Source organism: Pseudomonas sp. 273, assembly GCF_029201425.1.
Lineage (GTDB): Bacteria > Pseudomonadota > Gammaproteobacteria > Pseudomonadales > Pseudomonadaceae > Pseudomonas > Pseudomonas delhiensis.
Genome location: NZ_CP116775.1, coordinates 2,793,065 through 2,811,932, shown reverse-complemented (window position 1 = coordinate 2,811,932; position 18,868 = coordinate 2,793,065). Strand labels below are relative to the sequence as shown.

At 66.5% G+C, this 18,868-nt stretch carries 20 protein-coding genes and 2 tRNA genes; 11 read left to right on the top strand and 11 right to left on the bottom strand.

Annotated features, from left to right (window positions below; all coding sequences use genetic code 11):
- The first annotated feature begins 111 nt into the window (after positions 1-111).
- Together PKO50_RS13320 and PKO50_RS13315 are read left to right on the top strand one after the other, a co-directional pair.
- Positions 112-831: an endonuclease I family protein gene (locus tag PKO50_RS13320; RefSeq protein ID WP_109932291.1), complete on the top strand. Its 720-nt coding sequence runs from the start codon at positions 112-114 to the stop codon at positions 829-831.
- A gap of 90 nt (positions 832-921) precedes the next feature.
- On the top strand, positions 922-1,428 hold the full coding sequence (locus tag PKO50_RS13315) for a DUF1993 domain-containing protein (protein WP_109932289.1): 507 nt from the start codon (positions 922-924) through the stop codon (positions 1,426-1,428).
- A 34-nt stretch (positions 1,429-1,462) separates the two neighbouring features.
- On the opposite strand, the gene PKO50_RS13310 is transcribed toward PKO50_RS13315, so the two are convergent.
- Entirely contained in the window at positions 1,463-1,936 is a 474-nt protein-coding gene (locus tag PKO50_RS13310; RefSeq protein WP_109932287.1) for an Lrp/AsnC family transcriptional regulator, read from the bottom strand.
- Positions 1,937-2,067: 131 nt separating this feature from the next.
- Here PKO50_RS13310 and PKO50_RS13305 point away from each other — a divergent pair, with 131 nt between their 5' ends.
- Both PKO50_RS13305 and PKO50_RS13300 read left to right on the top strand, forming a co-directional pair.
- Complete coding sequence (locus PKO50_RS13305) at positions 2,068-2,421, top strand: hypothetical protein (RefSeq protein ID WP_109932282.1); 354 nt, start codon at positions 2,068-2,070, stop codon at positions 2,419-2,421.
- Between the two features lie 140 nt (positions 2,422-2,561).
- Positions 2,562-3,566, top strand: a complete 1,005-nt coding sequence (locus tag PKO50_RS13300; protein WP_275629971.1) for a bile acid:sodium symporter family protein — start codon at positions 2,562-2,564, stop codon at positions 3,564-3,566.
- Between the two features lie 307 nt (positions 3,567-3,873).
- Here the strand turns inward: PKO50_RS13300 and gorA are convergent, their stop codons facing one another.
- Positions 3,874-5,229: a glutathione-disulfide reductase gene (gene gorA / locus PKO50_RS13295; protein WP_275629970.1), complete on the bottom strand. Its 1,356-nt coding sequence runs from the start codon at positions 5,227-5,229 to the stop codon at positions 3,874-3,876.
- 86 nt (positions 5,230-5,315) lie between these two features.
- Between gorA and PKO50_RS13290 the strand changes: the two genes are divergently transcribed.
- Positions 5,316-5,747: a VOC family protein gene (locus PKO50_RS13290; RefSeq protein ID WP_275629969.1), complete on the top strand. Its 432-nt coding sequence runs from the start codon at positions 5,316-5,318 to the stop codon at positions 5,745-5,747.
- 190 nt (positions 5,748-5,937) lie between these two features.
- Here the strand turns inward: PKO50_RS13290 and galU are convergent, their stop codons facing one another.
- Positions 5,938-6,777 (bottom strand): UTP--glucose-1-phosphate uridylyltransferase GalU, encoded by an 840-nt coding sequence (gene galU, locus PKO50_RS13285; RefSeq protein ID WP_009619948.1) that lies wholly within the window; start codon positions 6,775-6,777, stop codon positions 5,938-5,940.
- A 398-nt stretch (positions 6,778-7,175) separates the two neighbouring features.
- Between galU and imuA the strand changes: the two genes are divergently transcribed.
- Genes imuA through PKO50_RS13270 form a run of 3 tightly spaced genes read left to right on the top strand, consistent with a single transcriptional unit; the run spans position 7,176 to position 12,296 of the window.
- On the top strand, positions 7,176-7,793 hold the full coding sequence (imuA, locus tag PKO50_RS13280; protein WP_109933876.1) for a translesion DNA synthesis-associated protein ImuA: 618 nt from the start codon (positions 7,176-7,178) through the stop codon (positions 7,791-7,793).
- A gap of 7 nt (positions 7,794-7,800) precedes the next feature.
- Positions 7,801-9,216: a DNA polymerase Y family protein gene (locus tag PKO50_RS13275; protein ID WP_275629968.1), complete on the top strand. Its 1,416-nt coding sequence runs from the start codon at positions 7,801-7,803 to the stop codon at positions 9,214-9,216.
- A complete protein-coding gene (locus tag PKO50_RS13270; protein ID WP_275630473.1) occupies positions 9,213-12,296 on the top strand; it encodes an error-prone DNA polymerase in 3,084 nt (1,027 codons plus the stop codon). Before PKO50_RS13275 ends, PKO50_RS13270 begins: the two co-directional genes overlap by 4 nt.
- Before the next feature lie 4 nt (positions 12,297-12,300).
- Here the strand turns inward: PKO50_RS13270 and PKO50_RS13265 are convergent, their stop codons facing one another.
- The gene (locus tag PKO50_RS13265; protein WP_109933873.1) at positions 12,301-12,678 is read right to left on the bottom strand and encodes a S24 family peptidase; all 378 of its coding nucleotides are present in this window, start codon (positions 12,676-12,678) and stop codon (positions 12,301-12,303) included.
- Between the two features lie 143 nt (positions 12,679-12,821).
- Between PKO50_RS13265 and PKO50_RS13260 the strand changes: the two genes are divergently transcribed.
- Positions 12,822-13,040, top strand: a complete 219-nt coding sequence (locus tag PKO50_RS13260) for a hypothetical protein (RefSeq protein ID WP_109933872.1) — start codon at positions 12,822-12,824, stop codon at positions 13,038-13,040.
- Between the two features lie 217 nt (positions 13,041-13,257).
- Here PKO50_RS13260 and PKO50_RS13255 read toward each other — a convergent pair whose 3' ends face one another.
- Together PKO50_RS13255 and PKO50_RS13250 are read right to left on the bottom strand one after the other, a co-directional pair.
- Positions 13,258-13,473, bottom strand: coding sequence for a hypothetical protein (locus tag PKO50_RS13255; protein ID WP_009619935.1), 216 nt, complete (start codon positions 13,471-13,473; stop codon positions 13,258-13,260).
- A gap of 194 nt (positions 13,474-13,667) precedes the next feature.
- Positions 13,668-13,754 (bottom strand) — tRNA-Leu (locus PKO50_RS13250).
- 426 nt (positions 13,755-14,180) lie between these two features.
- On the opposite strand from PKO50_RS13250, the gene PKO50_RS13245 reads away from it, so the two are divergent.
- Complete coding sequence (locus PKO50_RS13245) at positions 14,181-14,600, top strand: LytTR family DNA-binding domain-containing protein (RefSeq protein ID WP_275629967.1); 420 nt, start codon at positions 14,181-14,183, stop codon at positions 14,598-14,600.
- Positions 14,601-14,896: 296 nt separating this feature from the next.
- Here the strand turns inward: PKO50_RS13245 and PKO50_RS13240 are convergent, their stop codons facing one another.
- Positions 14,897-15,331, bottom strand: coding sequence for a hydrogenase (locus PKO50_RS13240; RefSeq protein ID WP_109933870.1), 435 nt, complete (start codon positions 15,329-15,331; stop codon positions 14,897-14,899).
- Between the two features lie 444 nt (positions 15,332-15,775).
- On the opposite strand from PKO50_RS13240, the gene PKO50_RS13235 reads away from it, so the two are divergent.
- Complete coding sequence (locus PKO50_RS13235) at positions 15,776-16,126, top strand: bacteriocin (RefSeq protein ID WP_275629966.1); 351 nt, start codon at positions 15,776-15,778, stop codon at positions 16,124-16,126.
- A 130-nt stretch (positions 16,127-16,256) separates the two neighbouring features.
- Here PKO50_RS13235 and PKO50_RS13230 read toward each other — a convergent pair whose 3' ends face one another.
- The 4 genes from PKO50_RS13230 to PKO50_RS13215 all read right to left on the bottom strand — a co-directional run bounded on the left by PKO50_RS13230 (position 16,257) and on the right by PKO50_RS13215 (position 18,610).
- Positions 16,257-16,538, bottom strand: a complete 282-nt coding sequence (locus PKO50_RS13230) for a type II toxin-antitoxin system RelE/ParE family toxin (protein WP_109933868.1) — start codon at positions 16,536-16,538, stop codon at positions 16,257-16,259.
- A 47-nt stretch (positions 16,539-16,585) separates the two neighbouring features.
- Positions 16,586-16,804, bottom strand: coding sequence for a ribbon-helix-helix domain-containing protein (locus PKO50_RS13225; RefSeq protein ID WP_275629965.1), 219 nt, complete (start codon positions 16,802-16,804; stop codon positions 16,586-16,588).
- Between the two features lie 173 nt (positions 16,805-16,977).
- Positions 16,978-17,051 (bottom strand) — tRNA-Cys (locus PKO50_RS13220).
- A 563-nt stretch (positions 17,052-17,614) separates the two neighbouring features.
- Positions 17,615-18,610: an NAD-dependent formate dehydrogenase gene (locus tag PKO50_RS13215; protein WP_275629964.1), complete on the bottom strand. Its 996-nt coding sequence runs from the start codon at positions 18,608-18,610 to the stop codon at positions 17,615-17,617.
- Positions 18,611-18,868 lie beyond the last annotated feature (258 nt).

The window sequence follows — 18,868 nt, the reverse complement described above, 5'->3', positions numbered from 1 at the left end:
CAGTCTAACAACTCCAGTTTCCTACGCACTCTTTCCCTTGCTATTCGATTGCCACGATTGGCAGATCGTTTCATATCAGTAAGATGCGACGATTTCTGAAAGAAGTTTCTGATGAATATTCGTCGCACAGCCTTCCTCCTCTTGATTGCGGTCCTGCCCCTGGCCGCCTCCGCCGCCGCCCCGCGCACCTTCCAGGAAGCCAAGAAGATCGGCTGGAAGCTCTATGCCCGCCAGTCGGTGGAGTTCTATTGCGGCTGCCGCTACAAGGGCAACCGCGTCGACCTGGCCAGTTGCGGCTACGTGCCGCGCAAGAACGCCAAGCGCGCCGGGCGCATCGAGTGGGAGCACATAGTCCCGGCCTGGGTCATCGGCCACCAGCGCCAGTGCTGGCAGAGCGGCGGGCGCAGCAACTGCTCGCGGCACGACCCGGTGTACCAGCGCGCCGAGGCCGACCTGTTCAACCTGGTGCCGAGCATCGGCGAGGTCAACGGCGACCGCAACAACTTCGGCTACGGCTGGCTGCCGCAGCAGGCGCCGCAGTATGGCGCCTGCCCGATGGTCATCGACTTCAAGGCGAAGAAGGCCATGCCGCGCCCGCAGATCCGCGGGATGATCGCCCGCACCTACTTCTACATGAGCGACCGCTACGGCCTGAGGCTGTCCAGACAGGACCGCCAGCTGTACCAGGCCTGGAGCAAGCAGTACCCGGTGGAAGCCTGGGAGCGCCAGCGCAACCAGATGGTCGGCTGCGTGATGGGCTGGGGCAACCCGTACGTGGGCAAGATCGACCTGCAGGGCTGCGGCACCGCGGCCAGCGTCGCCGGGCGCTGAAAGCCAGGCGACGGCCGTCGCGCCTGGCAGTAGACTCAGCGGGCGCACCCTGTCGCGCAGGCCTCTTTTCCCCTGTCTGGAGTACCTCGCATGTCCCTGTCGATCTACCAGATTTCCGTTCCGGTGTTCATCCGCACGCTCGGCAACCTCTCGGCCATCCTGGCCAAGGCCGAAGCCTATGCCCAGGCCAGGTCCATCGACCCGACGGTGCTGCTGAACGCCCGCCTGGCCCCGGACATGTTCCCGCTGACGCGCCAGGTACAGATCGCCAGCGACGCCGCCAAGGGCTGCGCCGCCCGCCTGGCCGGCGTGGAGATTCCCAGCTACGCCGACGAGGAACAGAGCTTCGCCGACCTGCAGGCGCGCATCGCCAAGACCATCGACTACCTCAAGGGCTTCAAGCCCGAGCAGTTCGAAGGCGCCGAGAACCGCGAGATCCACATCAAGACGCCGAGCCGCGAGCTGCACTTCAAGGGCCTGGACTTCCTGCTCGGCTTCGCCAACGCCAACTTCTACTTCCACGTCACCACCACCTACGCCATCCTCCGCCACAACGGCGTGGAGCTGGGCAAGATGGACTTCCTCGGCGGCGCCTGAGCCCGCCCGGTGCCGGCCACGCCGGCACCCTTCCCTAGCGCCCGGGCAGCGGCAGGCTGGTGGTCGACTTGATCTCCGACAGCGCGACTATGGAGTTGATCTCCTGGATGCCCGGCACCTGCGACAGGCGCTCGAAGAAGAAGCGCTCGTAGGCCTCGATGTCCTCGGTGACGATGCGCAGCATGAAGTCCACCGCGCCCATCAGCACATGGCACTCCAGCACCTCGGGGAACTCGCGGATGGCCGCGGCGAACTCGGTGAGGTTGTTGCGCCCGTGGGTGTTCAGCTTCACCTGGGCGAAGATCTGCGTGTTCAGGCCGATCTTCTTGCGGTCCAGCAGGGTCACCTGGCGGCGGATCACCCCTTCTTCCTTCAGGCGCTGGATACGCCGCCAGCACGGCGACTGCGACAGGCCGATGCGCTCGGCGATCTCGGCGGTGGAGAGGGTCGCCTCCTCCTGCAGCAGGGCGAGGATGCGCTTGTCGTAGGCATCCAGCTCGATCGACATTATCTATTCTCCAATCCATGCGTTCACGCATAGTCTATTCGCAAACCATCTCCATCGCCGCTCATTTCGCAAAGCAAAACCCGGCCGGGCCACCGACAATGAGCCACCTCCCAGCCTTGCCGGTCACCGCCATGAACCAAGCCGTTTCCCTGCCCACCCGCACCGCCGTCCTGCCCGCCAGCCTGCTCGACGCCGGCCCCGGCGAGCGCCCCGACGGCTGGACCCGCCGCCCGGCCGACGCGGCGCGCCAGGCGCACTTCGCCATCCGCGCCGAGGCCGATGCCGACGTGCTGTGCAAGCTGCTGAACCTGTTCGCCCTGCAGGGCTGGCTGCCGGCCGAAGTGCATGCCGTGCAGGCGGGCGAATGGCTGCAGGTGGACCTGCGCGTACCGGGTATGCCGGAGCAGCGTGGCGAGGTGATGGCCGAGCGCATGCGCTCGCTGGTCAGCGTGGCGACGGTGGAATTGGCGTTCAGCAGCTTCTGACGGCGCAATCTGTCCGTTCAGCGATACAGGCTGGCTTTCTCGCGTTAGCCGGAAGGCCGGCACGGGCATAGAGTCGGAACCGTCATCCGTCCGTCAGAGGCGGCGACCGCATTCTTCGTACCTTGCCCGAGATGATCGCCATGGCTCGTCCACGTCTGCTCCCCGACAACTTCACCCTGGCCCTGGTCGCTACCGTGGCCATCGCCAGCCTGCTGCCCTGCCAGGGGCCGGTGGCCACCGCCTTCGGCTGGATCACCAACCTGGCCATCGGCCTGCTGTTCTTCCTGCACGGCGCCAAGCTGTCGCGCCAGGCCATCATCGCCGGCGCCACCCACTGGCGCCTGCACCTGCTGGTGTTCGCCTGCACCTTCATCCTCTTCCCGATCCTCGGCCTGGTGCTCAAGCCGGTACTCTCGCCGCTGGTGACCCCGGACCTGTACCTGGGCCTGCTGTACCTGTGCGCCCTGCCGGCCACCGTGCAGTCGTCCATCGCCTTCACCTCGCTGGCCCGCGGCAACATCCCGGCGGCGGTATGCAGCGCCTCGGCGTCCAGCCTGATCGGCATCTTCCTCACCCCGCTGCTGGTCCAGCTGCTGCTGGGCGTGCACGGCGACACCGGCGTCTCCACCCTGGACGCCATCGGCAAGATCACCCTGCAGCTGCTGGTGCCCTTCATCGCCGGCCAGGCCCTGCGCGGCGTGATCGGCGGCTGGGTGGACCGGCACAAGCCGGTGCTGCGCTACGTCGACCAGGGTTCGATCCTGCTGGTGGTCTACACCGCCTTCAGCGCCGCGGTGATCCAGGGCCTGTGGCACCAGGTGCCGCTGGCCGCGCTGGCCGGCCTGGTGGTGGTGTGCTGCATCCTGCTGGCGCTCGCCCTGTTCGCCACCAGCCAGCTCAGCCGGCGCCTGGGCTTCGACAAGGAGGACGAGATCACCATCGTCTTCTGCGGCTCGAAGAAGAGCCTGGCCACCGGCGTGCCCATGGCCCAGGTGCTGTTCGCCACCGGCAGCATCGGCGTGATCCTGCTGCCGCTGATGCTCTTCCACCAGATCCAGCTGATGGTCTGCGCAGTGCTGGCCCAGCGCTACGCCAAGCGCCAGCAGGAAGCGGCGGCCACGGCGCAGGTGGTGCAGTCGCGCTGAGCCGTTCGGTCCGATGTATCCGCAATAAGCCAGACGCCGGCCTTGCCAGCGTAATCGCGGATGAATCCGCTCCTACCGGTGAGAATGCCAGGCTTCACAGCAACCTGTAGGAGCGAGCTTGCTCGCGAACAAACGCGGTGCCATGCGGTTCGCGAGCAAGCTCGCTCCTACGAAGAGCATCTCGGCGCAAGCCGCAAGACAGTCCGCCTAAATGGCAGGAGAAGCCCCACCGTAGGATGGTGTTGAGCGAAGCGATACCCATCGCCACGGCCACATGGGTTTCGCAAGCTCAACCCATCCTACGAGATCAGGCCACCGGCGTACGCAGGGTGACGAACTCCTCGGCCGCCGTCGGGTGGATGCCGATGGTTTCGTCGAACACCCGCTTGGTGGCCCCGGCCTTGAGCGCCACGGCGATGCCCTGGAGGATCTCGCCGGCCTCCGGGCCGACCATGTGGCAGCCCAGCACCTGGTCGCTGTCGGCGTCGACGATCAGCTTCATCAGGGTCTTTTCCTGGGATTCGGTGAGGGTCAGCTTGAGCGCGCGGAAGCGGCTCTCGAACAGCTTGATCCGGTGCCCGGCGGCGCGCGCCTCGTCCTCGGTGAGGCCGATGGTGCCGATGTTCGGCAGGCTGAACACCGCGGTGGGGATCAGCTTGTAGTCCACCGGCCGGTATTCCTCGGGGCGGAACAGCTGGCGGGCCACCGCCATGCCCTCGGCCAGGGCCACCGGGGTCAGCTGCACGCGGCCGATGACGTCGCCGATGGCGCGGATCGACGGCTCGCTGGTGCGGTAGGCCTCATCGACCTTGACGAACCCCTTGTCGTCCAGCGCCACCTCGACGTTCTCCAGCCCCAGGCCGTCGAGCATCGGCCGGCGGCCGGTGGCGTAGAACACGCAGTCGGCCTCCAGCAGGCGGCCGTCCCTGAGGGTCGCCAGCAGGCTGCCGTCGGCCTGCTTGTCGATGCGCGCGATGTCGGCGTTGAACTGCAGGTCCAGGCCCTTCTTCGTCAGCTCGTCACGCAGGTGCTCGCGCACGCTGCGGTCGAAGCCGCGCAGGAACAGCTCGCGGCGGTACAGCAGGGTGGTCTGCGCGCCCAGGCCATGGAAGATGGAGGCGAACTCCACGGCGATGTAGCCGCCGCCCACCACCAGCACCCGGCGCGGCAGCTGCGGCAGGAAGAAGGCCTCCTGGGAGGTGATGACGTGTTCCTTGCCGGGGATGTCCGGCACCTGGGGCCAGCCACCGGTGGCGATGAGGATGTTGGCGGCGCGCAGGCGCTGGCCGTCCACTTCCACGGTATGGGCGTCGACCAGGCGCGCGTGGCCTTCGAGCAGGGTCACCCCGCTGCTCACCAGCAGGTTGCGGTAGATGCCGTTGAGGCGGTGGATCTCGCGGTTCTTGTTGGCGATCAGGGTCGGCCAGTCGAAGCGCGCCTCACCCAGGCTCCAGCCGAAGCCGGCGGCCTGCTCGAAGTCCTCGTGGAAGTGCGCGCCGTACACCAGCAGTTTCTTCGGCACGCAACCGACGTTCACGCAGGTGCCGCCCAGGTAGCGGCTCTCGGCCACCGCCACGCGCGCGCCGAACCCCGCGGCGAACCGCGCGGCACGCACGCCGCCGGAACCCGCACCAATCACGAACAGGTCGAAATCGAAAGCCATCGTCGTTCTCCACTGGCAGATGCCCGGCAGCATACCTCATCGCCGCTGGCCTATCCTGCCAGCAGAGCCCACAGGAGGAAGCCGCCATGCGCCCGTCCCTGACCCACCTGGCCCTGCACGTACCGGACCTGGAGGCCTGCATCGCCTTCTACGAACGCTTCTGCGGCATGCGCGTGATCCACCAGCGCGAGGGCAAGGGCTCGCGCATCGTGTGGATGGCCGAGCAGGGCAAGGAGCACCAGTTCATCTTCGTCATCATGCCCGGCGGCGAGGCCCGCCACCTGGCCAGCGACGACTACAGCCACTTCGGCTTCGCGGTGGACAGCCACGAGAAGGTCGATGCCATCGCCGCCGAGGCCGAACGCGCCGGCTGCCTGATCTGGCCGCCGCGCCAGGAGCCCTACCCCGTCGGTTATTACTGTGGCGTTCGTGACCCTGCAGGAAATTACGTGGAGTTCAGCTACGGCCAACCACTGGGGCCGGGCTCGGAAGAAATGCCGATTCCATCGTCGCTGTAGACGCCGAGCCGTAGGGCGCATAACGCCTCCAGCGTTATCCGCCGCTTTCGCAAGGCAACGGCGGATAACCGCGAACGGTTATTCGCCCTACGGCAGCCCCCCGCTCCGAAAGCGTGCGGCCCACGCGAACGGCGGAAACGAAGAAGCCACCCGCAGGTGGCTTCTTCGACGTACCGGGAACGCGCCGGGATTACCAGGCCTTGCCGGTCTTGTAGAGGTTCTCGTAGCAGAAGTTGGTCGCCTCGATGTAGCCCTCGGCGCTACCGCAGTCGAAGCGCTTGCCCTTGAACTTGTAGGCCAGCACGCAGCCGTCCTGGGCCTGCTTCATCAGGGCGTCGGTGATCTGGATCTCGCCACCCTTGCCCGGCTCGGTCTGCTCGATCAGCTCGAAGATGTCCGGGGTCAGGATGTAGCGGCCGATGATCGCCAGGTTCGACGGCGCCTCTTCCGGCTTGGGCTTCTCGACCATGTTGTTCACGCGGTAGATGTCGTCGCGGATCATCTCGCCGGCGATCACACCGTACTTGTTGGTCTCTTCCGGCGGCACTTCCTGGATGGCCACGATGGAGCAGCGGAACTGGTTGTACAGCTTGACCATCTGCTTCAGGACGCTGTCGCCTTCCAGGTTCAGGCAGAGGTCGTCGGCCAGGACCACGGCGAAGGGCTCGTCGCCGATCAGCGGGCGACCGGTGAGGATGGCGTGGCCCAGGCCCTTCATCTCGATCTGACGGGTGTAGGAGAAGGTGCACTCGTCGATCAGGCGGCGGATACCGACCAGGTACTTTTCCTTGTCGGTGTTGCGGATCTGGGTTTCCAGCTCGTAGCTGATGTCGAAATGGTCTTCCAGCGAACGCTTGCCGCGGCCGGTGACAATGCCGATCTCCGACAGCCCGGCTTCCAGCGCCTCTTCGACGCCGTACTGGATCAGCGGCTTGTTGACGATCGGCAGCATTTCCTTGGGCATGGCCTTGGTGGCCGGGAGGAAGCGGGTGCCGTAGCCGGCAGCCGGGAACAGACATTTCTTGATCATGGAAGTCCTTCGACATGAACGAGGGTGTGAATGGCGCGCAGTCTAATGAGCCCGCGTGCGGCTTACAATGCCCACGCTGCGCGCCCGCCAGCGGAGGCGCAGGCCCGTCGGCGATGGGCAACGGCTAGTCAGACCGCCGCGGCGCCGGCAAGTTCGGTCGATACTGGCAAAAAGTCAGCACTGGTACCTTCGGCGACCGTCTGTCGGCTCCATCCTACGCACTCTGAAGGGCGCCGACAGAGCCCGTGCTGACCTGGCTCAGTCTTCCGGCGGATCGTCGCGGCGTAGCGAACCGGTCGTATTGACCGGATGGGGGCGAGACCAGATACTGTATCTTCATACAGTATTCGGGATTTCATCTTGCTCTACCTCCCCTCTTCCCATCACAGGTGCCAACCATGGGCGTCGCCGTAGACCTGGGCGCGCTGCTCGACCAGCGACGCGTCTGGAAGGGCCAGGCCGGCACCACGCCCAGCGCAGCCCAGCCCACCGGCCATGCCCGGCTGGACGCCCTGCTGCCGGGCGGTGGTTGGCCAGAGGCGGCGCTGAGCGAGATCCTCCACGCCGCCGAGGGTATCGGCGAGCTGCAGTTGCTCTGGCCGACCCTGGCGCGCCTGAGCGCGGCCGGCGAGCGCGTGGTGCTGGTGGCGCCGCCGCACATCCCCTATCCCCGCGCCTGGCTGGAGGCGGGCGTCGAGTTGCAGCACCTGGCCTGGGTCGAGGCCAGTGGCCGCGATGCGCTCTGGGCGACCGAGCAATGCCTGCGCTCGGGCTGCTGCGGCGCCGTGCTGTGCTGGCCGCAGCAGGCCGACGACCGTGCCCTGCGCCGCCTGCAGGTGGCGGCGGAAAGCGGCCAGACCCTGGCCTTCGCCTTCCGCCCGCTGCGCGAGGCGTACAACCCCTCGCCGGCCGCGCTGCGCCTGGCCGTCGAAACCCGCCCGGCGCAACTGCGGGTGCTCAAGTGCCGTGGCGGCCTGGCCCCGGCCAGCCCCCTGCCGCTGGCCGCCCTGCACTGAGGTCGCCATGCGCTGGGCCTGCATTCTCCTGCCACAGCTGGCCATGGACGCCGCCCTGCGCCAGCGCAGCGATCCCGAGGCGCCCCTCGCCCTGCTAGCCGGCCCGCCACAACGGCGCGTGCTGCAGGCGGTCAACCCGGCGGCCCGCCGGCTCGGCCTGCGCCCCGGCCTGTCGCTGACCGCGGCACGCGCCCTGTGCCGCGACTTCGACTGCGCCGAGTACGACCTGGCCGCCATCCAGCGCAGCCAGGACCTGCTCGCCGCCTGGGCCTACGGCTTCAGCTCCCAGGTCAGCCAGCACTACCCGCGCGCGCTGCTGCTGGAGGTCGCCTCCAGCCTGGCGCTGTTCGGCCCCTGGCCACGCTTCGAGGCCCGCCTGCGCGAGGAACTGCGGGCCCTGGGCTTCAGCCACCGCATCGGCGTGGCGCCCACCCCCGCGGCCGCGCGGGTACTGGTCAACGCCGGTGACGGCCTGGTGGTGGAACACCCGGAAGCCCTGCGCAGCGTCCTCGGGCGCCTGCCCCTGGAGCGCTGCGGGCTACCCCGGGAAAGCGTGGCCAGCCTGGCGCGCATGGGCCTGCGCAGCCTGCAGCAACTGCTCGCCATGCCCCGCGACGGCCTGGCTCGGCGTTTTCCGGCGGAACTGCTGCGGCAGGTCGACAACCTGCTCGGCCAGCGGTCGCTGGCCCTGGACTTCTACCGGCCACCGGAACGCTTCGAGAGCCGCATCGAGCTGAATTTCGACGTCGAATCGACCCAGGCCCTGCTCTTCCCCCTGCGCCGCCTGACCGGCGACCTCGCCGCCTTCCTCGCCGGGCGCGACAGCGGCGTGCAGCGCTTCGAGCTGTACCTGGAGCACCACGGCCGCGGCGAAACCTGCATGCCGGTCGGCCTGCTCAGCGCCGAGCGCGAGCCGGCCATGCTCTTCGAGCTGAGCCGCGGCCGCCTGGAACAGCTGCAACTGCCCGCCGCGGTACAGGCCGTGCGCCTGCAGGCCGACGACCTGCCGCCCTTCGCCCCCGGGCTACGCCAGCTGTTCGACGAGCGCCCGCAGCAGACGCAGCCCTGGGAACAGCTGCGCGAACGCCTGCGCGCGCGCCTGGGCGACGATGCCGTGCACGGCCTGGGGGCCCTCGCCGAGCACCGCCCGGAACAGGCCTGGCAACCCCGGGAAAGCCCGCGCGCCCTCCCCCTGCCGCCCTGCGGGCCGCGCCCCGGCTGGTTGCTGCGGCAGCCACAGGCGCTGCGCGAAAGCCTGCCCCGGGTGCTCGCCGGGCCGGAGCGCATCGAGTCCGGCTGGTGGGATGGCGCGGACATGCGCCGCGACTACTACCGGGTGCAGACCCGCGCCGGCCAGCAGGCCTGGGTCTACCGCGAGGTCGGCAGCGAGGGGCCGTGGCTGATCCACGGCTGGTTCGCATGACCCCGGCCTACGCCGAGCTGCACTGCCTGTCGAACTTCAGCTTCCAGCGCGGTGCCTCCAGCGCCCATGAACTCTCCGAGCGCGCCGCACGCCTGGGCTACCGCGCCCTGGCCATCACCGACGAATGCAGCCTGGCCGGCATCGTCCGCGCCTGGCAGGCGGCGAAGGCATTCGAGCTGGCGCTGATCGTCGGCAGCGAGGTGCGCATCGAGGCCGGCCCCAAGCTGGTCCTGCTGGCCGAGAACCTCGCCGGCTACCAGAACCTCTGCCGGCTCATCACCCACGCCCGGCGCCGCGCCGACAAGGGCAGCTACCGCCTGCTGCGCGAGGACCTGGAAGCCGACCTGGAAGGCCTGCTGGCGATCTGGCTGCCCGACACGGCAGCGGATACGGATGGCGCCTGGCTGCGCGAACGCTTCCCGCAACGCCTCTGGCTGGGCGTCGGGCTGCACCGCGGCGCGGACGACAGTGCCCGCCTGCAGGCCCTGCTGGCCCAGGCCGCCCGCCATGGCATCGCCGCCGTGGCCTGCGGCGACGTGCACATGCACAGCCGCGGCCGCCGGGCCCTGCAGGACTGCATGACGGCCATCCGTCACCACCTGCCGGTCAGCGAGGCCGGCGCCCACCTGTTCCCCAACGGCGAACGCCACTTGCGCCCGCGGGAAGTGCTGGCCGAGCTGTATCCGGCGCAGTTGCTGGAGGAGACGCTACGGATCGCGGGGCGTTGCAGTTTCGAACTCCGCCAGCTACGCGAGCTCTATCAGTACCCTCGCGAACTCGTGCCCGCAGGGCATACGCCTACCACCTGGCTGCGTGAGCTGACTGAAAAGGGTCTGCTGCGCCGCTGGCCGGAAGGCGGCTGCGGAGCAGAGGTGCGCAAACAGATCGAATACGAACTGGCATTGATCGCCGAGCTCGGCTACGACAACTACTTCTTGACTGTCCACGACATAGTCGCCTTTGCCCGCAGTCAGCACATCCTCTGCCAAGGCCGGGGTTCGGCGGCCAACTCCGCGGTGTGCTTCGCCCTGGGGATCACCGAGCTGAATCCGTCCCAGGGTACCCTGCTGTTCGAACGCTTCATCTCCCGCGAGCGCAACGAGCCGCCGGATATCGACGTCGACTTCGAGCACGAACGCCGCGAGGAGGTCATCCAGTACGTGTTTCGTCACTATGGCCGCTCGCGCGCGGCGCTGACTGCTGTTGTCAGTACCTACCACAGCGCCGGCGCAATTCGCGACATAGCCAAGGCCTTGGGCCTACCGCCCGACCAGGTAAATGCCCTGGCCGACTGCTGCGGGCGCTGGAGCGACGAAGACCCGCCGCAGGATCGCCTGAGCGAAGGTGGTTTCGATCCGGACAGTCCGGTGCTTCGCCGAGTGCTGGCACTGACCCGCGAGCTGATCGGCTTTCCCCGCCACCTGTCGCAGCATCCGGGTGGTTTCGTGATTTCCCAGCATCCCCTGGAAACCCTGGTGCCGGTGGAAAATGCCGCCATGCCCGAACGCACCCTGATCCAATGGGACAAGGACGACCTGGATGCGGTAGGCCTGCTGAAAGTCGACGTGCTTGCCCTGGGCATGCTCAGCGCGTTGCGACGCTGCTTCGACCTGATCGCGGACTATCGCGGCAAGCGCTGGACCCTTGCCGAGCTGCCGCAGGACTGCCCGGAAACCTACGCGATGATCAGCCGTGCAGACACCATCGGGGTGTTCCAGATCGAATCCCGGGCGCAGATGGCCATGTTGCCGCGGCTAAAGCCCGAGAACTTCTACGACCTGGTGATCGAAGTCGCCATCGTCCGCCCAGGGCCGATCCAGGGTGACATGGTGCATCCTTACCTGCGCCGCAGAAACAAGGAAGAACCGGTCGTGTATCCGCACGAAGAACTCATCCCGGTCTTCAAGCGCACGCTCGGTGTCCCGCTGTTCCAAGAGCAGGTCATGCAACTGGCGATCATCGCCGCCAAGTACACCCCGGGTGAGGCCGACGAACTGCGCCGCTGCATGGCCGCCTGGAAGCGTCACGGGGGCCTGGAGCCACATCGCCAGCGGCTGTTCGAACGCATGAGCGCCAAGGGCTATACCGAGGACTACATCAAGCGCATCTTCGAACAGATAAAGGGCTTCGGCAGCTACGGCTTCCCCGAATCCCATGCCGCCAGCTTCGCCCTGCTCACCTATGCCAGCAGTTGGCTGAAGTGCCACGAGCCGGCAGCCTTCGCCTGCGCCCTGGTCAACAGCTGGCCGATGGGTTTCTACAGCCCCGACCAGGTGCTGCAGGATGCCCGCCGCCACGGCATCGAGGTGCTGCCGGTGGACGTGCGCTACAGCCACTGGGACTGCAGCCTGGAGGATAAGGGCGAGGCACAGCCGGCGATCCGCCTGGGGCTGCGCATGGTCCGCGGCTTCCGCGAGGAGTTGGCCCAGCGCATCGTCCAGGCCCGCGAGCGGCGGGCTTTCGAAAGCGTCGAGGACCTCAGCTACCGGGCCGGCCTGGACGCCGCGGCCCGCGAGCGCCTGGCCGACGCCGGCGCCCTGCGCGGCCTGGCCGGGCATCGCCACCGGGCGCGCTGGGCCGTGGCCGGGGTGGAACCGCAGCTACCGCTGTTCGCCGGCCAAGACGCCATGGCGGAGGCCGCGGTGAGCCTGCCGTTGCCCAGCCTGGGCGAGGAAATGCTCACCGACTACGCCAGCCTGGGCACCACCCTAGGCCCACACCCGCTGCGCCTGCTGCGCGGCCAGTTGAAAGCGTTGCGCTGCCGCAGCTCCCGCGAGCTGCCCGGCCTGGAGCACGGCCGGCCACTCAGCGTCGCCGGGCTGGTGATCGGTCGGCAGCGGCCGCAGACCGCCAGCGGCGTCACCTTCGTCACCCTCGAGGACGAGTTCGGCCTGGTCAACGTCGTGGTCTGGCGCGACGTTGCCGAGCGCCAGCGCCGCGTCTTCCTGCAAGCGCAGTTGCTGCAGGTGCGCGGCCGGCTGGAAAGCGAGAGCGGCGTGCGCCACATGATCGCCGAGCAACTGGTCGACCTGACGCCCCTGCTCAGCGGCCTGGACGTGCCCAGCCGCGATTTCCGCTAGTGGCTCAGCTGGCCAGGCGGTGCAGGTTCCAGCGCACCACGCCCCAGATCGCCAGTTCGTCGCCTTCGCCGATGCGGATCGGCGGGTAGCGGTCGTTGGCCGGCAGCAGCGCGTAGGCGCCGTCGATGATGTCCAGGCGGCGGATCAGCGGCTCGCCGTTCACCGCGGCCACCACCACCTCGCCGGAACAGGCCAGGGAAGCGCGGTCCACCACCAGCAGGTCATTGTCGTGGATGCCGGCACCGGTCATACCATCGCCATGTGCGCGGACTATGTAGGTATGGGGCGTGTGCAGCTCGAGCAGGTCATCCAGCGACCGCGGCTGCGCCTGGAGGAACGCCGACGGATCGGCGACGGCAGGATGGAAAGCGGCATGAGACATGGCGGGGCACCCTCGGAATACTGTACATACATACAGATACCAGAAATAATGCGAACCCGGCAAGCCATCCGCCACTCCATTGATGGCCGCCGGCAACCGCTGCGGCGTGGTCTATCCTTCGTGTGGGGGCGAGGACTTTCAGCATGAATCCTGGCACGTTCGTCACACTCATGATTTTCGGCTGGCTGCTGCTGGCGGGCGTCACGCTCTGGGCCTTCCTGCGCGTGCCCATGCGCAGGGCCCGGCTGCATTCGCGCAGCGAAACCCCGGCCCATCCCCACGAGGCGCCGGCACCCCAGGCGCAGCCGGAGCCGGCCCCGCGCAGGCGTCATGCCGGCTGGCTGGCGTGGAATCATCGCTGAGGCGGCCGCAGGCCGCCGTCATCCAGGCTTTTCGGAAGCTCCATACAGCCCCCTTCCTCAGGTCCCCTCGCCCGACAGGCTCGTCCGGATGAACCCGACGGCCAGCGATGAGCTCGCAGGGGCTGGGCGAGGTGGTGGATCCGCAGCGGACACAGTCGCACAGGAGCAGGACGGCCCTCCCGGCTACACGGGCCGGGCCGCCAGCCGCGCGCCAAACTCAGGCCAGGCGAATGTCCGCCCCGGTGACCTCGTCGCGCAGGGCGCGCAATTCGGCGGCGTCCTGGTTCAGGTGATGAATGGCCTTGAGCAACCGCTGGCGCAGCAGTTCGTCCGGCACTTGCTCCACGGCGCGCATCACTTCGATGGCAGTGGCTTCGTTGTTGCTGGCTACCGAGTCCAGCACCTTGCGGATGTTACGGGCTGCACGTTGCACGTCAGGTCCTCATGACAAAGTGCGAGCACCGTAGGACAACAATATTTCTCAAAGATTTCAGCGAGTTGCATTCTGACCAGCGGTCAGGCGCATCCCCCTTGCGCAAGCCGGCGGACGATGCGGCGGCGAGCGTTGGCAGCGCGGCCGATTGTCACGCTGCCGAGTCGGCAAGTCGGGAATGCAGGGAGGAATTCTGGTGCTCGGAGCGGGACTCGAACCCGCAAGACCGTTAGGCCGGCGCATTTTAAGTGCGCTGTGTCTACCAATTTCACCATCCGAGCCGGGCGGGCATTGCCGAGGCCGGAAGAGTTCGGCCACCGGGCAATGTGGAAGGGCCGAGACTATACCGAGTCGACTCGTTGCGGTAAAGCCGGGGCCGGGCGCCTAAGCACTTGATGGCGCAGCCGATTCCGCCCTCCCCGAGGCTCGCTGCGCACCCTGCGTCCCCTGCACAAGGGACTAGTCGGAATTACCGGCTTTTTGCCATCTCCCATGTCGCATAAGCTGCCCACCCACGGGCGGAAGGGAAGCCAACCCCGGCTTGGGCCGCATTACCCCGGATGCGGCCGCTTTTTCTTCTGCCACCTCCCGGACAGCGGGACAATGTGAATCCAGTCACATAACTGCCGAAAAACCGGCACAGCGCCATCATCGGTACAAGACTTTGACGTTCAGTGGATCACGAAACGCCAAACAGGAGAGTTCCGATGAGGCAACGCATTGCCACTCGCGTGGGCAGGTCCCTGGTCGTCATCGAAACCAAGGACATCACGCATTTCAGCGCGGAAGAAAAGTATGTGACAGCCTTCACCGCCAAGGGCCGGATCCATTTCGACGCCACCCTGAAGGCCCTGGAAATCGAGTTCGCCGAAGCGTTCATCCGCATCCATCGCAGCCACCTGGTGCGCAGCAGCCTGGTCAGCAACCTGCGCTGGGACGCCTATTCGGCCAGCATCGGCATCGAAGGCACGGAAATCCGCCTGCCCCTGAGCCGCCAGCGCGTCGGCGCGGTTCGCAACCTGTTGCGGGCACGCAGCGGAGCGACCGTGATCGCCACCCTCGACGGGCCGTTGCCGCTTTCCATGCTGGCCACCCAGCATGCAGCCCCTGCCCTGCGGGTTCCCTGACGAAAGGGCGTATCGCTCGTCCATATGCAATATCAAAGTAACATCACCCATCTATACTGCAGGAAGGCTGACGGACCAGCCCCCATCGGCAGTACGAAGAAGCCTCGCCTCACCCGCGAGGCTTTTTCTTTCCACCGCTCATCGACCACCTGAAACGCCGTGCCGGCCGGGGACATGAGCGGCCCGCATACATGCACACGAGAATGTATGTTTATTTCGCTGTCGCGTAATGGCAATATGCCTGGCCCTCTTGCTGAGGACATGGCCGGCCGAGCAGGGACGCGACGGCCAGCCACTTACCCTTCCCGGCGCGCAGCCCTGCCGCGCAGTCCCCAGAGCAGCAGCACGATGGCGAGCATGATCGCCAGGCCGACGCTGACGAAACCGAAGGTCACCAGCAGTTCCTGCCAGGGCTCCCCGCGATGCCCCGCGGCGGTGACGGGCGACATGGCCGCGGTGCCGAAGACCGCGGCGAGCAGGGTGAAGGCCCAATTGGCATAGGCGCCGTAGAGCAATGCGCAAAAGGCGACACCCTGCCACCGGGACGACAGCGCCACCTCGCCCCAGATAGCCCCCAGCGCCAGCAACAGCAGGCCATTGAGGATGCCCTCCAGGTGGGCCGCCAGGGCCATGCGCGGATTGCTCAGCTGCGCCTCGACCAGCCCGGTGAGCAGGCCGAGCAACAACAGCAGCAGGCCGTGCCAGAGCAACCGCCGATACACGCCAGCCATGCCGGGCACCTCCGCGACCGGGTCTCCCCTTCACTCTAGACGGTGCGGGCTAGCGCAGCGGCAGCCAGCCGGGCGCGATGTACTCGGAGGGGAGCAACAGGCAGACGACCAGATAACAGGCGATGACAAGGCAAGCGGCGGCCACTACGAGCCATTCGAAGCGCGACATCTCTCATCCTTGAGCAGCGCAATTTCAGGATGACAGTATGCCATGGCGAACGATGCATGACATCAGAACGCCATCTACCTCTCAGAGCCTCCGGCAGGCGGCGAGACGAGCAGAGAAACGCCGGGCCCGGTAGAATTTCGCGCCCCTGGGAACCGGAACGGCTCCGGCCGGTCTGAAACCGCCAGCGAATTCACACCACGGGTCGGCATGCGATCCGGACGATCGACCATCCCGGGCGGCAAGCCTGCCGCCCTTCATTCCTCGAGGTTAGCAATATGCACAAAGCACTCCCCGCCCTGGCCCTGAGCCTGCTGTTCGCCCAAGCCGCCATGGCCGGCGGCGGCACCCAGGCAGCCGTCGGCGGCGGCCTGGGCGGTGCCCTGGGCAACGTCATCGGCCAGCAGATGGGCGGCAGCACCGGTGCCGCGGTCGGCGCCGGTCTCGGTGGCGCCGCGGGTGGCGCAGCCACCGCCAAGAAAGGCCGGAAGACCAAGGCGGCCATCGGTGGCGGCCTGGGTGCAGCCGGCGGCTCGATCATCGGTAACAAGCTCGGCGGCAGCACCGGCGCAGCCATCGGCGCCGGCCTGGGTGGCGCGGCGGGCGGCGCGCTCGGCGGCAAGAAGTAAGTCCGGCTGCTCCGTGTGAAAAGCCCCGTGGGTTCGCTCCCACGGGGCTTTTCTTTTGCGGATGTCCCGCCCGAAGAACGCTCGCCCCAGCCATGACGCAAATACCTGCGCATAGCGGACTCGGCCGCGATCAATAGCCCGCTTCGCGTTGATGCCGAATGGCGAGAATCACTATGGTCTCGTTATCGATGCGATACCGGGCGACATAGCCGCTATCACCGAACTCGATTGGCCATTCTCTGAAGGAGACGGGCAGGCTCTCGATTATCCGTCCCACCTGCGGGCGATTTCCCAGCGCCTGGGTGGCCTGGACGACCGCCTGAGCAGCCCGCCTGGCCGCATCAGGACTCCTGGAGCGCAAGTATTCCCGAAGGCATTCGAGATCGCGTATCGCGGCCGGAGCGTAGATCACTCGCGTGCGGGAGCGGGCCGCTCGTCAACCTCACTCCAAGTGTTCAGCTACTCATTGACCGCTTCGGACGTCACATGCTTGCCGGTGCCCTGATACTCATCCCATGCCACCGCCGTCTCACGATTCAGCGCCTCACGCCTTTCCTCGCGCTCAACATACTGGGCAATCGCCTCACGCATGATCCAGTGTGGTGAACGCTGGCGCATCCCCGCAAGGTTGCGTATGCGCGCCATCATCGCATCGTCGAGCTTCACCGAAGTGGCCATCACGCCCCGAGTAGTCAAAGGTAATACCCGCGATGCTCCGCCCAGCCATGGAGCCTGTCAACCCGCATGCCACCGCTGCTCGAAGCAGGCGTCGGCGCGAGCAATACGGGAAATACTTGCCTGGAGGAGAAAAGAAAAAGCCCCGAAGACCTGCGTCTTCGGGGCTTTCATGTTGGAGGCTGAGGTCGGAATCGAACCGGCGTTCACGGATTTGCAATCCGCTGCATAACCACTCTGCTACTCAGCCTTTGAACCTGGCAAACCGCGTTGCGATTCGCTGCAATTCTGTTAGGTCTGGCTCTCTTTCAAGCTCTAACCTATTGATTACACAGAGTTTTCATCGCCCTGCGCTTTCGATGGCCGGGATTATGGACTAATGGGACAAGACTGGCAACACCTGAGATTAAATTTCTTCATGACCCGGCTGGCGGCAGGAGCCTTTTCGGCAATCCACCCCAGGCTAAGCCTGAGGTGCTGGAACGTCTTGCGTATCAGAAAACGAATAGGCCTCACACGAAACCATTGAACTCCGGTTGGCGCGCAGAATTCATGCCGAAGGCCATGTCCGCAAGGACATCTTTCTACCAGCTCGTACAACATCCATCTGCAGCTATTACCAATGGCAACCACAAGACTGTCATCGGGCGTAGGCCTTTTCCTATTTGCCCAAAGATGCAAATGATAATTTGTAGCACCAATGACCGATTGTTAAATTGCCCCGATCGCTTCGGCCGACTCGCGCCCCATTCGCGAAGCGGGTCCAATCGCCATGCCCATGCTCCTGACGATCTCGACGCCCTGCTCAAGACCCTATCCCAATGCCTGCCCGGGCTGGATGGGAGCATAGAGCCCGTTCGGGACGATCAATTGCACTGTAGCAGCGAGGGCAACCCGGCACGCATCGCCGCTCTGCAGGGCCGCGACTATGGCATCGCGGTCGCACAGCTTGCCGCGCGCGGTGTTGATCAGGTAGGCGCCGCGCTTGAAGTACTTGAGCGTATCGGCGTTGATCATGTGCTCGGTTTCCGGGTGCAACGGGCAGTTGAGAGTCACTACGTCGCACACCCGGGCCAGGCTTTCCAGGCTGTCGTGATGGGTGAGGTTGAGTTCCCTTTCCACCGCTTCGGGCAGGCGGTGGCGATCCAGGTAGTGCAGCTTCACGTCGAACGGCTTGAGCAGGCGCAACACGCGCAGGCCGATGCGCCCGGCGGCGACGGTGCCCACGTGCATCCCCTCCAGGTCGTAGGAACGCGCCACGCAGTCGGCGATGTTCCAGCCCCCCTGCACCACCTGGTTGTAGGACGGGATGTAGTTGCGCACCTGCGAGAGGATCATCATCAGCACGTGCTCGGCCACGCTGTTGCTGTTGCAGTAGGTGACCTCCGCCACGGTGATGCCGTGGTCCATCGCCGCCTGCAGGTCGGTGTGGTCCGAGCCGATGCCGGCGGTGACGATCATCTTCAGCTTCGGCGCCCGGGCGATGCGCTCCGCCGTCATGTATGCCGGCCAGAAGGGCTGCGAGATGACGATCTCGGCGTCGTGCAGTTCACGGTCCAGAACGCTGTCGGCGCCGTCCTTGCTGGACGTCACGATCAACTCGTGCCCCAGCGACTCCAGGTATTTGCGCAGGCCCAGTTCACCGCTGACGCTGCCCAGCAGGGTACCGGGCGTGAAGTCGATGGCCTCGGGGGTGGGCAGGGTCTGCCCGTCGGGGTAGCACTCCAGCTTCGGCAGGTCGTCGCGGGCGTAGCGAGTGGGATAGCCATCTACGGGGTCGTCATAGAGAACGCAGATTACTTTGGCCACGTGAGTCTCCTTGTTATTGGGTTGCTCGTTCCTGCCGTGTCGGCTGACCGGTCAGGTGCGGCCATCATGGTTCGGGCGTTCATGGGCGATCCAATCGTTTGGCTGGATCACCTGATAAGGCCCGGTTATCAAGCGCACGTGCTTTCAAGCCGGCTGTGCAGTGCCAAGGAGCCCGCTGGACAATCGGCGCCAGGCCATGGCGCAATCTGGAGCACGTCGCCATTTGTTGGTGCAGGTGCTACCCGCCCAGGCGCTGTC